Raw genomic sequence first — 13,305 nt, 5'->3', positions numbered from 1 at the left:
GCATCACCGCACCGGCACCCAGCCGGGGCGCCCTTGGCGCCAGGCGCCTTCTGCCATCCGACCCTGCAGCCATTGGGACAGCAAGCGGGCGGCAGGATGGCGGCGGCGCATCGGCAGCGCGAATTCAGCGAGCAACGCCGCTTCTTCGTCGCCGGCCACCCACACCCGTGTGCCGGCCTGCGCGCCGCCTCCGGCCTCCCATTCCGCCCGGGTCGTCAGCCGGTAGGCCGGGTGACGGTCGATGTCGTCGCTGCGCGGGCGTGAGGGAGGGGCCGAGGCCCTCAACTGCGACACGACGTGCCCCTGCAGCAACCGGCTGGAGAGCGCCTCGAGCGAAGAGCCTGCAGCGGGTGGTGCCCACCGCGCGGCGCCGGCCTGATGGGCCAGCACAACTTGTGCGAGAGCCCCGGCCAGGTCGTCCTGCTGTCGAAGGCCTGCCAGATCAGCCTGGGGGCCGACCAGGTACACCGCAGTGCGGGCCAGCGGCGTCCGGTTGTGAACCAACCCTTGCTGCACGAGAACGTCTGCCATCGGATGGGACAGAAACACCCCGGCATCCAGCTGGCCCTGACCCAGCCGTTCCAGCAGACGCGCGGCGGGCTCGGCGTGCCACTTCGGTGTCCAGCCCAGGTCGCGCGCCAGTGCCTGAGACCAGCGCGAAGGCACGCCGCTTGCTGCCAGAGCCGGATCGACCCCGATTTGCATCGCTTGGTCCTGCGCCTTGTCGGCTGGACGGGCCTGCCCCAACGCCGGCACCAGGCAGGGAGAGAAGAGGGTGGGAAGGCGCCTTAAAACGGCTCGGCGATCGAGGGGAAACATCGGGGCGTCATGTTCATGGAGCTTGTCAGCATACAAAAGACTGTCGTCGCTGTGACGTCGTTCTCGTTCTGTAGGGGATGACCCCACGCGCCAGGGGGGGAGCAAGATGGAGCCAAGTGGACTACACTGAGCGCCCTGTCGAGCCCTACCGGCGAGACGGATTTGCTGGACTCCTGGCGGCGACCCTGCCCGGATGAAGGACATGAACCCCCCCGGAGTGCCTACGTGCCGCGCCCCGGGTGCCGGCCACCCGCCGGCTGCTTGCTGGACGCCACAGATCCAGCAGGGTGTCGAGAGCGCAATTCCGCCAGGCCTGGCCTGAGCCCGCTTGCGTTGTCGAGACCCTGTCTTTTACTTCGGAGCTTCTTCATGTCCACATCCGCACAAGCCGTGCAGGTGAATGCACCTGCGTACGTCAAAAACGCCAAACTGGTCGCCTGGGTGGCCGACATGGCTGCGCTGCTGCAGCCCAAGGACATCTACTGGTGCGATGGCAGCACCGAAGAATACGACCGCCTGTGCGCCAAGCTGGTCGAAGCCGGTTCGTTCAAGAAGCTGAACCCCGAGCTGCGCCCCAACTCCTACCTGGCCTGGACCCACCCGTCCGACGTGGCCCGCGTGGAAGACCGCACCTTCATCTGCTCCGACCGCAAGGAAGACGCCGGCCCGACCAACAACTGGTGCGACCCGGCCGAGATGCGCGCCAAGCTGCAGACCGGCGAAAACGCCCTGTTCAAGGGCGCCATGAAGGGCCGCACGATGTATGTCGTGCCCTTCTCGATGGGCCCGCTGGGTTCGAACATCGCCCACATCGGCGTCGAGCTGTCCGACAGCGCCTACGTGGCCGTCAACATGAAGCTCATGACCCGCATGGGCAAGGGCGTGATCGACGTGCTGGGCACCGACGGCGAATTCGTGCCGTGCGTGCACACCGTGGGCGCACCGCTGGAAGAAGGCCAGAAGGATGTGGCCTGGCCGTGCAACCCCGACACCAAGTACATCGTCCACTACCCTGCCACGCGCGAGATCTGGTCGTACGGCTCGGGCTACGGCGGCAACGCGCTGCTGGGCAAGAAGTGCTTCGCGCTGCGCATCGCCTCGACCATGGGCCGCGACCAGGGCTGGCTGGCCGAGCACATGCTGCTGCTGGGCGTGACCAACCCTGAAGGCCAGAAGTTCCACGTCGCCGCCGCCTTCCCGTCTGCCTGCGGCAAGACCAACTTCTCGATGCTGATTCCGCCCGAGGGCTACAACGGCTGGAAGGTCACCACCATCGGTGACGACATCGCCTGGATCAAGCCGGGTGCCGACGGCAAGCTCTACGCCATCAACCCGGAAGCCGGCTACTTCGGCGTGGCCCCGGGCACCAACACGCTGACCAACTTCAACTGTATGAAGTCGCTGGACCGCGACGTGATCTTCACGAACGTGGCCCTGACCGACGACGGCGACGTGTGGTGGGAGTCGATGACCGACGAGGCCCCGGCTCACCTGATCGACTGGCAGGGCAACGACTGGACCCCGGCCATCGCCAAGGAAAAGGGCACCAAGGCTGCGCACCCGAACGCCCGCTTCACCGTGGCTGCCACCAACAACCCGGTGCTGGACCCGGAATGGGACAACCCCGCCGGTGTGCCGATCGACGCCTTCATCTTTGGCGGCCGCCGCTCGACCACCGTGCCGCTGGTGACCGAGGCCCGTGACTGGACCGAAGGCGTCTACATGGCCGCCACCATGGGTTCGGAAACCACCGCCGCGGCCTTCGGCCAGCAAGGCGTGGTGCGCCGCGACCCGTTCGCCATGCTGCCCTTCATGGGCTACAACATGAGCGACTACTTCCAGCACTGGCTGGACCTGGGCGCCAAGCTGCAGGGGGCCGGCCACGCGCTGCCCAAGATCTTCTGCGTGAACTGGTTCCGCAAGGGCGCCGACGGCAAGTTCGTCTGGCCGGGCTACAGCGAGAACATGCGCGTGCTGGAGTGGATGCTGGGTCGCCTGCAAGGCAAGGCCGGCGGCGTGGAAAACGCCTTCGGCGTGAGCCCCACCTACGAAGACATCAACTGGAACGGCCTGAACTTCACCAAGGAGCAGTTCCAGTCGGTGATCGGCATCGACAAGGCCGCCTGGCAGCAGGAGTTGAAGCTGCACGACGAGCTGTTCACCCAGCTGTCGTACAACCTGCCCGCCGCCATGCCGGCCACCAAGGCCAAGCTCGAGCAGCGTCTGGCCGCGTGAGACGCGGTATCCGACTGAGTCGGATGACTGAACAAACCAAGGGGGCGTCAGCCCCCTTTTTTCATGCCTGCACGCTGGGGTTCAGACGCCCAGGTTCCCCGGTTGACCCACCAGAACAGGGGGGTCTCAGCCCTTAGGGGGTTGTGCCGGGAAGTGGGCGGCGTAGATTCACACTCAGCGAGCGCCCTGACAGGCAGTAACGAATTAAATCAAGGGTGGTGCTCGTCTCAATGCAACAACCTTTTGCTGGAGTTCAAGATGAGTGTGAAATCTTTTATCAAGCACGCGGCCGCCACGGCAGCCTTCGTGATGGCTGGCACGGCGTCGGCCGCTGTGACGGTCAATCTGGGCACACTGGGCCTCGGGACCTTTTACCTGACCGGCTCGGGCGCCTCCTCGTCCCCGGCCAGCTTCATCGGGGTGGGTGATTACGACTACACGTTCACGATTGCTGCCGAGGATGCCTCGACGGTGACGTTCCTGTCGTTCGCAGCAACCCACACCCTCACCGACGCTTCCAGCACGGTCATCGCGGCCACGCCAGCGGCTTCTGGCGCTTATGTGTACTCTCTGGGCTCTGGCGCGTACACCCTGTCGGTGTCTGTGCCTTCGGTGGCCCAGGCCCAGTTCCTGACGTTCTACGTCGGTCCGGACATCCCCCCCGTCCCGGAAGCCAGCTCCGTCGCCATGACGCTGGCGGGTCTGGGCGTGGTCGGCCTGATGGCCCGCCGCCGCAAGTCGGCCTGATCGACGCGCTGTGCGCCTACGCGGGCATCGTCCCGCAGCGCCCTCTCTCCAAAGCGGACCTTCGGGTCCGCTTTTTTCTTGTCAGCGGCCCCCGCTGCGTTGGGTCAGCGCCTTGGCAATCCGGTGTCGCCCCACCGTGGGTTTCGGCACGCGCACATCGAACCAGCTGCGCACATCGGCGTCCAGCCCGATGCCATGCATGAAGTTGTAGATGGCCTTTTTCAGCGCCTTGCCCAGCGCGTCGTGGTCGACGCCCGTGGGGTCGATGAAGGCCACGTCGTTCTTCGCGAAGCCACCGGCCGGCAGCGGCTGCAGCGTCACGCCATAGGCGGCCGGGTCCTGCCCCACCGGTGAGTGCACGGTGCACGCAAAGCGGTGGAAGAAGCCGGACTGGATGCAGCCGTTCTCGAACAGCTGGCGCACGTACTCCAGTGCATCGACCGTGTCCTGCACGGTCTGCGTCGGAAAGCCGTACATCAGGTAGGCATGCACGAGGATGCCGGCGTCGCTGAAGGCCCGGGTCACGCGCGCGACTTGTTCCACCGAGACGCCCTTCTTCATCAGCTGCAGCAGGCGGTCGCTGGCCACTTCCAGCCCGCCGGAAATGGCGATGCAGCCGCTGTCGGCCAGCAGCTGGCACAGCTCGGGCGTGAACGATTTTTCGAAGCGCACATTGCCCCACCACGAGATGCCGAGCTGGCGCTGGATCAGTTCATGAGCCAGTGCGCGCAGCACCTTGGGGGGCGCGGCTTCGTCCACAAAGTGAAAGCCGGTCTGGCCGGTCTCCTTCACGATCGCCTCGATGCGGTCGGCCAGTTCGGCGGCCGAAGCCGCTTCGTAGCGCGAGATGTAATCCAGGCTCACGTCGCAGAAGCTGCACTTCTTCCAGTAGCAGCCATGCGCCACCGTGAGCTTGTTCCAGCGCCCGTCCGACCACAGCCGGTTCATCGGGTTCAGCATGTCGAGCAGCGACAGGTAGTCGTGCAACGGCAGGCCGTCCCAGGTGGGTGTGCCAACGTGCTCGAACGGCACGTCCGGCTCCGGGTGGCGCATCAACCGCACGGCCCCCGTCTCGTCGCGCACGAAGGTGCGCACCAGCTGTTCGGTGGGTCGGGCGCCGGCCAGGTGCTCCAGCAGGGCCAGCAGCGGGCGCTCGCCGGCGTCCAGCGTCACGAAGTCGACGAAATCGAACAGGCGTGGCTCGGCCAGCTCGCGCAGCTCGGTGTTGACGAAGCCGCCGCCCAGGCCGATGCGCACTGTGGGATGGTGCGCCTTGATGGTCTGCGCGATGCGCAATGCGGCATACACGCTGCCCGGGAAGGGCACGGACAGCAGCACCAGGTCGGGCTGGTGGCGCTGCACGGCGTCCAGCGTCAACGCGGCCAGCGTCGTGTCGATCAGGTTGGGCGGGGTGGCCAGGGCCTCGGCCAGCGGGTCGAAGCTGTGCTGGCTGGCGGCAATCGATTCGGCGTAGCGCACGAACTCGAAGCGCGGGTCGACGGCCTGCTTCAGCACGTCGGCCAGGTCGTTGAGGTACAGCGTGGCCAGATGCCGGGCACGGTCCTGCAGGCCCAGGGCGCCGAAGGCCCACGACAGCGGGTCTCCGCCCTCGTCGTCGACGTAGTTGTCGAGGCTCTGGAAACGCGGCCCTTCGGGCAGGTAGCCGCGGGTGTTGATGCGGTGCGCCAGCGTGGGGTCGCGGCCTTGCAGGAAAGCGATCACGCGGCCGATGGTGGCGTGATAGCGGTCGAACTCGGCCAGGAACAGCTGCAGGGTGGCGCTGCGGCGGCGCTCGGGCACGGCCTCGGCAAGCGGCCGCAGCCGGGTCAGCCCGTCGGGCGACAGCAGTTTCAGCACCAGCGCAAGCGCCAAGTCTTCCTGGAACGCGGCCACACCGCGCGAGCGCAGAAAGCCGGTCAGGTAGGCGGTCGACGGGTAGGGCGTGTTGAGCTGCGTCATCGGCGGGATGAGCGCCAGCACGCGGAGGTGCTGCCCGGCCTTCAGTGTGCCAGTGTCCGGGCCGGGCGCCGCGTTGCCTGCCGGGGCTGCAGGCAGGATGGGGATCTGGGGCGCGGCGGAGCGAGAGGGCAGGGCGGTGGACACGAGGCGAGGCAGACGGAGGCGGCGGGGGCTGCGCCGTGTCGGTCGCGCGGAGGCGCGCGGGCCGCACGGGCAGGCCCGCATTGTCCTGCGTTTCCGGCGCTGGCGGGTTAGAGTGCGGGCATGGACTTGCACGTGTGGATGGCCTATGTCGCGGCCATGACCTTGATTTCGGTGTCGCCCGGCTCGGGCGCCTTGCTGACGATGACGCACAGCATGGCGCGCGGCGTGCGCGGTGTGATGCCCGGGGTGCTGGGCCTGCAGGTGGGGCTGGTGGCCGTGCTGCTGGTGTCGGGCGTCGGGCTGGGCGCGGTGCTGCTGGCTTCGGAGCAGGCTTTCACCGCCTTGAAGTGGGCCGGCGCTGCTTACCTGGTGTGGCTGGGCATCGGCCAGTGGCGCGCGGCCACCCGCGAGCCCGAGGTGGTGGCCGACACGCCGGCCACCGGTGCCACCTGGCGCATGGCGGTGACGGCGGCCACGCCGGCGCGCGTGTGCTTCGCGCAGGGGGTGCTCACCAATGTCACCAACCCCAAGGGCATCGTCTTCATGGTCGCGGTGCTGCCGCAGTTCCTGGACCCGGCCCGGCCGCTGTGGCTGCAGTTGCTCATCTGCTCAGCCACCAGCGTCGTGATCGACCTCATCGTGATGCGGCTGGGCTATGCCCATGTGGCGGCCGGCCTGCAGCGCCTGATGAAGCGCCCCTCGGCACGCCGCGTGCGCGATCGCCTGTTCGGCGGCGTGCTGATGGCGCTGGGCGCCTCGCTCGTGTTCGTGAAGCGGGCAGCCAACTGAAGCTTGCCCGCTGCGTCGCGTTTCAGGGAATCAGCGGGGCGAGCCAGTCGGCGAACCAGTCGGACAGCAGCACGCGCTGCGAAGTGGGATTCGATTCCCACGCACGCATCACCGGCCCGGTGCCATCGAGCAGGTTGTCGACGAAGGACTTCACCGAGCTCAGGCCGCGCTCGACGATGCTGGTGCCCCCGAAGGTCACGATGGTCAGGCAGTGCGAGCCATTGAGTTCGCGCTTGTTGGGGATGTAGTAGCCGATGTTGGGCTGCGTCTCCATCTGCGCTACCCAGGGCGTCAACTCCTGGCGCCACTTCTGGTTCAGCAGCTTGAGCCGCGTGGCCTCGTCCGGCGCATTCGCAATTTCCGGGTAGAACTTCTGGTACGAGAAGGCCGAGAAGTTCGTGTCCTCCTGGAAGTTGGCGTAGCCGATCCGGTCCTTCGGGAAGATCTTGCCCAGGCCTGCGGTGATGCTGCCCAGGTTGTCGGCCGAGCCCGCCTGCGGGTACTTGTCAATGAGCTCGGTGACCAGGCCTTGCGGGCCGTCCAGTCCCCACACGGTGCGGATCTTGTTGTGCAGCAGCACGGACGGCGCCTGGGCCGGCGTGGCGTTCTTCGGGACATCGAACAGCGGGCCGGAGTCGGACAGCAGCGCCATCTTCCTGGGGTTCAGCGCAGTGCGGAAGGCCGGGTACAGCGCCGCTGAGCCGACGCCCCCTGCTGAAAAGCCGGTGAGGAAGAGGTGCTCGGGCTGCTTCATGTTCTTGGCCATCCATGCGGCCACAGCCTTGGCGTTGACGGCGCCGCGGTGGTAGTAGGCCAGCGGTTGGCTCGGGTTGACGTTGTCGTACACGGCCACCTTGTTGCCGGTGTGCACGTCGCCCGTGCAGTAGGTGAGGTAGACGATGTTCCAGCTTTGCGTCTGCACGGCTTGCAGCGGGTGGATGCGTGCCGTGAACGGGGTGACGAGCCCCCAGTGCGCCTGGCGGTTGAAGTCGCTCATGTAATTCGCGGGGATGCCGTCGGGGTTGACGGCATCGAGCAGCGTGCCGCCCTTGCACGCAGCCTGGTCCCAGCAGGCGCCACCGCCTTCGAACATCACCACGGTCTTGCTGGTGAAGGGCGTGCGGTTGACGAAGAAGCGGTAGGGCGTGCCGTTGCCGCAGCTGGCGCCCGAACTGGCGGGCAGTTCGACGGCCTCCCATTGGAAGAAGCCGGCGTGCGCGGCCGAGGCGCCGAGCAGGCCCAGGGCCAGCACCCGGGCGGCCATGCGGGCAGAGATGAGGCGGATCATGGTTCGCTCCTGAGGTGTCGTTTGGAGCGAGTGTCCGAGGCGCCTGCGGGACTGCCTTCAGGGGAAACGCGGGCGACCGCGCTGCGCGTGGCGACGCAGGGGCGCATTGGCCGACACCGCGGGCCGTGCCTGGCGCGTCTGGCCTAAAAGCGCGAAGCCCGCAGGGCGCGGGCTTCGTCACGGAGAGGCGTCAGCCGGCTGGTGGCCGCGTCAGTACACGTCGGCCGGGATGCGCCGCTGCAGCACGCCGATCGGCGGCGCCCAGCGTGCGCCCTTGGGCTTCTTGGCCGTCACCAGCGTGATGTCGGCGGGCTCGAACACCTCGACGTTGTGCGTGATCGGCGTGGTCAGCACGTACTGGGCGCGTGTGCTGCGCAGGAAGTGGCCGACCAGCTGGATGTTGCGCACGTCGAGGTGGGCAAAGGGTTCGTCGATGAAGACGAAGCCGCCCGGCGTCTCGTCGTCCTTCATCAGGCCGACCAGCAGGATGAGCGACTTGATGACCTGCTGCCCGCCCGAGGCCTCGCCGTCGTTCAGGCCGATGGCGCCCTTGCCGTCGAAGTTGAAGTGCACGCGCAGCTCGGCCTGGCGCAGCACGCTGTCGTCGCCATCCAGGTGGGGCAGTTCGGCGTTGACTTCCACGCCGGCCAGCTGGCCCAGTTCGATGATGTTCTTGCGGTAGCGGCGCACCGTGGCCTTGAGCACGTCGGTGTAGCGCGCGCGGGCGTTGTCGACCGCGATGCCGGCGGCCACGTTGCTGGCCTTGCGCTGGCCCAGCTCGTCTTCCTGGCGCAGCACGTTGGCGTTCATCAGCGTGAGCTGCTCGATCACGGTGCCATCGGTCTCCCACTGGCCTTCGTTCAGTTCGCGCTCAACGGCCTCGGCGCGCAGGCGGGCCTGGGTGGCGTTGCCGTAGTGGGCCTGCATGTCGGCGATGCGGGCCGGGCGGCGCCACGCGGCGGGCAGCGAGAGCTTGACCTCGCGCGCCATCACGGCCTGGGCCATGACGTCGTCGAAGCGAACCTGCCATTCGCGCTCGTGCTGGGCGCTGCGCTGCTCGATGTGGGCGAGTCGCTCCTGGGCCTGGCGGTAGGCATGCTGCGCGTTGGTCTGCTCGACCACGGCGCGCTTGAGCTGGGCCTCGGCCTGCTGCCAGCGCTCGCCGGCTTCCTGGCGCGCCTGCTTGAGCATGGGCAGCTGGCGGCGTGCTTCGCTGAACTCGGCCTCGCGCTCGGCCAGCTCGGCCGCGGCGGTGAAGCCTTGCGTGGCCTTGCGGGCATCCTGCAACTGCCGGTCGAAGAAGGCCTGGTCGCGCACCACGCGGGTCATGTCTTCATCGAGCTGGGCCAGGCGGGCTTCGATCGACGCGCGGCGCGCGGCCACGGCCGAGGCGCCGAACTGGTGCTGGCCCGGGTCGACCCAGACCGAGCGGCCGCCACGGCCATCGCGGTGATAGGCCTCTGGCGTGATCCACTCGCCCTTGAGCTTGACGCCGGCTTCGGTGCTGGCCACACGCTGGATGTTCTCCAGCTGGTGCAGCAACCAGCGCGGGGCCGGTGCGCTGAACTTCAGCACGGCCAGCAGGCTCTCGGCATCCGGCTTGGCGGGCGCGTCTTCGGCATCGGCCACGATGTAGTGGCGGTAGCGCTCTTTCTCGGCCAGGCTCATGGCCTGAGCCTCCTGGCGCGGGTTGGCCAGCACCACCACCCAGCGGCTGCCTCGCAGCACGCCTTCGGCCGCGGCGCGCCACTTCTCGTCGGTGATCTCGATGATGTCGGCGATCAGGTGGTGCGCGATGCCGGCCTCGGTCAGCGTGCGCGTGAAGCGGCTGACGTCGGGTGGCGGCGGGGCCTGTCGCTGGCCCTTGAGGGCGTCGTACGCGCGCTGGGCGTCGTCGCGCTGGTCCTTCAGGCGCTGCCATTGCGCCGAGAGCTTCTGCTTGTGCTCGCTCAGTTCGGTGATGCGCAGCGTGAGCTTGTCGGCATCGCCCTCGACCACGGCCAGGCCGGCCAGCTCGTCGGCGCGCTTGACCAGGGCCTCGATGGGGCGCTCGGCATCGCGGGCTTCTTCCTGCAGGCGGCGGGCGGTGCGCACCTGGGCTTCGATGGCCTCGACGCGTGCGGCGGCGTCGGTCTGGTCCTGCAGGCGCTGCAGCAGTTCGGCCTTGACTTGCCCGTGGGCGCGGCGGTCGGCGCTGGACTGCAGGCGCTGGCGGTGCAGGTCGCGCAGCTTGGTGGCCAGGCTCCTGCGCGTTTCGTGGCTGCTGAGCACGGGCACCACCTCGGTGGCCAGCGTTTCACGCTCGTGGCACTTCAGCTCGTACTGGCGGAACAGGTTCACGCGCGATTCGAGCTCGGCGCGCTGGGCCTTGCCGTGCGAGAGCTCGCGCTCGGCCGCTTCCACTTCCTGCAGCAGCTGCTTCTGGTGGTTGCGGGCTTCGTCGTAGCGGTCCAGCACCTCCTGGTCGCCGAACACGTCGAAGACCAGGCGCAGCAGTTCACGCGGGCTGTATTCGCACAGGCGGTCGGTCTGGCCCTGCTCAAGCGCCAGCACCTTGGCGATGGCGCGCGACAGGCCCGCGCCTTCGAGGCGCTTGCGCCAGTTGTCGATGCCCAGCCAGTCGCGGTCGCCGGGGCTGCCGCGCTCGATCAGCTGCTCGATGCTGACGTCGTCTTCGACCATCAGGTAGCGGCGCGTCCAGTCGCCGCCATTGCGATCGATGCGGCACACCAGCGTGACGACGTCGCTGTAGAGCAGGCAGCGCGCAAACGGCCGGTTGCTCGACTGGCGGTTGCGCGGGCGGTTGTCGACCGTGGCGCGCAGCCAGGCACTGTCGGCGTTGGCGTGGCGGGCGTAGGTCTTGTAGTTGCGGCCGCCCGAGCAATCCAGGCCCAGCAGCGTGCGCATGGCATCGAGCAGCGTGGTCTTGCCCGAGCCGTTGGGCCCGGCCACGGTGATGATGGCGCCGTCGAGCGGCAGGGTCAGGCGCTGGCAGTAGTCCCAGTGCAGCAGTTCAAGGCTTTGCAGGTGAAACATCGCGATCAGGCCGGGGTGTCAGGGGTGGCGGCAGGCTCATCGGGTGAGCCTGTTGTCGGGGCTGCATCGATGGCCGCCGGGGCGTCGGCGGCCAGCAGCGCGTCCTCGGCCAGCTCGTCCTCGTCGGGGATCTCCTCCAGCGGGGGCTGCGTGAGCGCCAACGGTAGCGCGCCGGCCAGCTGCTTGGCCTGGGCCAGCACATCGCCCAGCGCGCCCTGCAGGATGCGCGGCGCCAGCGCGTCGTAATCCAGCAGCAGATCCAGCAGCGGGCCTTCGGCGATGTCTTCGCCCTTGCGCGTGATGAAGCCGTGGTTCTCCAGGCGCTTGAGGTTGGCGTCCATGCGGGTCTTCTTGCCCAGCTGCACGCCGAAGTCGGCCAGCAGCGCGCGGTAGGACACGAGCGGGCTGACGCTGGCGGCGGTGGGCAGCGGGCGCTCCTTGCCGAACATGTCGTTCTGCTGCTCGCCGTCGGCGCTCGCGGCGCGGGCCTGCTGGCGTTCGCGCTTGGGCAGCACGATCAGCGCCCAAAGCACCACCAGCAGCGACACCGCGTCGCGCGGCAGGTCGATGTTGTTGTGGCTGTTGAGGCCCGCTTCGCCGAACACGCTGGCTTCGGCCGGGCGCAGCAGCGCCACGCTGACGTGGTCGGCATACAGGTTGTCGATCAGGCGCAGGCCCACCTGGGCCAGGCGCTCCTGCGTGGCCTGCCAGAGGTCGGCATCGATCAGCGCGCGCTTGACCTTGGGGTGTTGGCGCGGCAGCCATCGGCGGGCCAGCAGTTCGGCGGCCAGCAGGGCCGCGTCGTCCAGAGTGCTCATCGGGTGGATCAGGATGCGGTGGGGGCCTCGGACGGCATGGCGTCCGAGGCGGCAGGGGAGGGCGCGGTGGCCAGCAGGGCCGCATCGGGCCGCAGGTGGCCTTCGCTGATCAGCGCCACGGCCTCGTCGTCGGTGGCCACATGCCGCGGCGTGGGCGCCCAGCGCCACGGGCTGCGCGCCAGGTCGCCGGTCAGGCCTTTCAGGGTCTGCGCCTGCGCATCGCCCAGCAGCGGCAGCAGCTGCAGGCGGTAGGCGGCCTGCGCAAAGCGACCGCCCAGCACGGCCTCGGCCAGGGGGCGGGTGCCGGGCGGTGGCGCATTGGGGTCCTCCGCCTCGCCGGACGCCGCCTGGGCGGCCGCGGCCTCGGTGGCCAGTTCGGACCAGCGCCCGAACAGGTCGATCAGACCCCCGAGTTCGGCGGGCAGGCTCAGCACATCGAGCGTGCCAGTGGCGGCCTCGGCCGGGGGCGGCAGACCGGCGGCCTCGCCCGCGTTCGGGCGGTCGCGTTCGAATTCGCCTTCGGCGACGTCAACCAGGTCGTGCTGGCTGACCATGACCGGGCGCACGGGCGTGTGCAGCGCATCGCCCAGCAGTTCGTACAGCGCGGGGTGGCCCTGCAGCCAGGCGCGCACGTCCGAGGTCGTCAGGCCGGTGCTGCCCAGCGTCACGCGCTGGCGGTCGGCCTGCTGCAGGGCGCGGGTGAACTGGCTGGCCATGGCCAGCAGGCGGGCCTGCTCCTGGCCGATGGCGCGGGCCTCACGTTCCAGGCGCGGGTCGAGGTGATCGGCACGGATCAGCGCCGTCAGGGCCTGGCCGGCACGGTCGACGAGCTGCAGCGCGCGGTCGAAGCGCGGCTGGGCCAGGCGCAGGCGGGCTTCCGAGCCGCTGGCAATGGCTTCGGCAAACTCGTCGTGCAGGCGGGCCAGCTGCGCATGCAGGTGCTTGAGCTGGCTGGCGTTGACGAGGCCGAGCTGCTGTGCGCCGGCCACCTGGGCCAGCAAGGCGCCCATTTCCTCGTCGGCCTCGCTGCCGTCGGTGGCGGGCGGCGTGCCCAGCGGCACCAGCAGCGCGAGCACCTGCTGCGCCAGGGGCGAAAGGTGGTGGTCCTGCGCGGTGGCATCCCACACCAGCAGGTTCAGCTCGCGCAGGCGCTTGAGGGCCAGGTCGAGCGCCTCCGGGCGCAGGGTGTGGAACAGGCGGTTGAGGTCGTCGCGGCTCAGGCGCGCCTGGGGCTGGCCGGCCAACTCCAGAAAACACCACAGGCGCAGCTGCACCAAGGCCTGCGGGCCGTTGAACAGGCCGCGCAGGGCGTCAAGGGCGTCGAGCCGACGGCCCAGGGCCCAGGCCAGGGGCTGTTCGGCGGCCAGGCCCGGATCGCGGAAATAGCCTTCAAAGCTGCCGGCTTCGGCAGCATCGGGCGGGGAAGCCTCCATCATGGGGGTGGATTGTGCCGGATGGCACCGCCCCGCC

General features: G+C 68.8%; 9 protein-coding genes. 3 read left to right on the top strand and 6 right to left on the bottom strand.

Annotated elements, in window-relative coordinates:
* Positions 1–3 precede the first annotated feature (3 nt).
* Positions 4–705, bottom strand: a complete 702-nt coding sequence (locus tag QZ709_RS01850; RefSeq protein WP_294635659.1) for a hypothetical protein — start codon at positions 703–705, stop codon at positions 4–6.
* A gap of 483 nt (positions 706–1,188) precedes the next feature.
* On the opposite strand from QZ709_RS01850, the gene QZ709_RS01845 reads away from it, so the two are divergent.
* Positions 1,189–3,054 carry a phosphoenolpyruvate carboxykinase (GTP) gene (locus tag QZ709_RS01845; protein WP_294635658.1) on the top strand — a complete coding sequence of 622 codons (1,866 nt, stop codon included), beginning with the start codon at positions 1,189–1,191 and terminating at the stop codon, positions 3,052–3,054.
* 258 nt (positions 3,055–3,312) lie between these two features.
* Entirely contained in the window at positions 3,313–3,801 is a 489-nt protein-coding gene (locus QZ709_RS01840) for a PEP-CTERM sorting domain-containing protein (RefSeq protein WP_294635657.1), read from the top strand.
* An 81-nt stretch (positions 3,802–3,882) separates the two neighbouring features.
* Here the strand turns inward: QZ709_RS01840 and QZ709_RS01835 are convergent, their stop codons facing one another.
* Positions 3,883–5,760, bottom strand: coding sequence for a B12-binding domain-containing radical SAM protein (locus tag QZ709_RS01835; protein ID WP_294635706.1), 1,878 nt, complete (start codon positions 5,758–5,760; stop codon positions 3,883–3,885).
* A 264-nt stretch (positions 5,761–6,024) separates the two neighbouring features.
* Here QZ709_RS01835 and QZ709_RS01830 point away from each other — a divergent pair, with 264 nt between their 5' ends.
* Complete coding sequence (locus QZ709_RS01830) at positions 6,025–6,693, top strand: LysE family transporter (protein ID WP_294635656.1); 669 nt, start codon at positions 6,025–6,027, stop codon at positions 6,691–6,693.
* A gap of 22 nt (positions 6,694–6,715) precedes the next feature.
* On the opposite strand, the gene QZ709_RS01825 is transcribed toward QZ709_RS01830, so the two are convergent.
* From QZ709_RS01825 to QZ709_RS01810, 4 genes are all read right to left on the bottom strand, one after another.
* Positions 6,716–7,981: a pectin acetylesterase-family hydrolase gene (locus QZ709_RS01825; protein WP_294635655.1), complete on the bottom strand. Its 1,266-nt coding sequence runs from the start codon at positions 7,979–7,981 to the stop codon at positions 6,716–6,718.
* A gap of 210 nt (positions 7,982–8,191) precedes the next feature.
* Entirely contained in the window at positions 8,192–11,017 is a 2,826-nt protein-coding gene (locus QZ709_RS01820) for an ATP-binding protein (protein ID WP_294635654.1), read from the bottom strand.
* A gap of 5 nt (positions 11,018–11,022) precedes the next feature.
* Positions 11,023–11,835 carry a hypothetical protein gene (locus QZ709_RS01815; RefSeq protein WP_294635653.1) on the bottom strand — a complete coding sequence of 271 codons (813 nt, stop codon included), beginning with the start codon at positions 11,833–11,835 and terminating at the stop codon, positions 11,023–11,025.
* Between the two features lie 8 nt (positions 11,836–11,843).
* Positions 11,844–13,271, bottom strand: coding sequence for a hypothetical protein (locus tag QZ709_RS01810; RefSeq protein ID WP_294635652.1), 1,428 nt, complete (start codon positions 13,269–13,271; stop codon positions 11,844–11,846).
* Between the last annotated feature and the right edge of the window lie 34 nt (positions 13,272–13,305).

The organism is uncultured Aquabacterium sp. (genome assembly GCF_913773725.1).
Taxonomy (GTDB): domain Bacteria; phylum Pseudomonadota; class Gammaproteobacteria; order Burkholderiales; family Burkholderiaceae_C; genus Aquabacterium.
This window is presented reverse-complemented; position numbering and strand designations above follow the sequence as displayed.

Excerpts from the sequence above, each read along its gene's own strand:
- QZ709_RS01835 (WP_294635706.1), bottom strand. The coding sequence starts at position 5,760 with ATGACGCAGCTCAACACGCCCTACCCGTCGACCGCCTACCTGACCGGC.
- QZ709_RS01840 (WP_294635657.1), top strand. The coding sequence starts at position 3,313 with ATGAGTGTGAAATCTTTTATCAAGCACGCGGCCGCCACGGCAGCCTTC.
- QZ709_RS01820 (WP_294635654.1), bottom strand. The coding sequence starts at position 11,017 with ATGTTTCACCTGCAAAGCCTTGAACTGCTGCACTGGGACTACTGCCAG.
- QZ709_RS01850 (WP_294635659.1), bottom strand. The coding sequence starts at position 705 with ATGCAAATCGGGGTCGATCCGGCTCTGGCAGCAAGCGGCGTGCCTTCG.
- QZ709_RS01825 (WP_294635655.1), bottom strand. The coding sequence starts at position 7,981 with ATGATCCGCCTCATCTCTGCCCGCATGGCCGCCCGGGTGCTGGCCCTG.
- QZ709_RS01845 (WP_294635658.1), top strand. The coding sequence starts at position 1,189 with ATGTCCACATCCGCACAAGCCGTGCAGGTGAATGCACCTGCGTACGTC.
- QZ709_RS01830 (WP_294635656.1), top strand. The coding sequence starts at position 6,025 with ATGGACTTGCACGTGTGGATGGCCTATGTCGCGGCCATGACCTTGATT.
- QZ709_RS01815 (WP_294635653.1), bottom strand. The coding sequence starts at position 11,835 with ATGAGCACTCTGGACGACGCGGCCCTGCTGGCCGCCGAACTGCTGGCC.
- QZ709_RS01810 (WP_294635652.1), bottom strand. The coding sequence starts at position 13,271 with ATGATGGAGGCTTCCCCGCCCGATGCTGCCGAAGCCGGCAGCTTTGAA.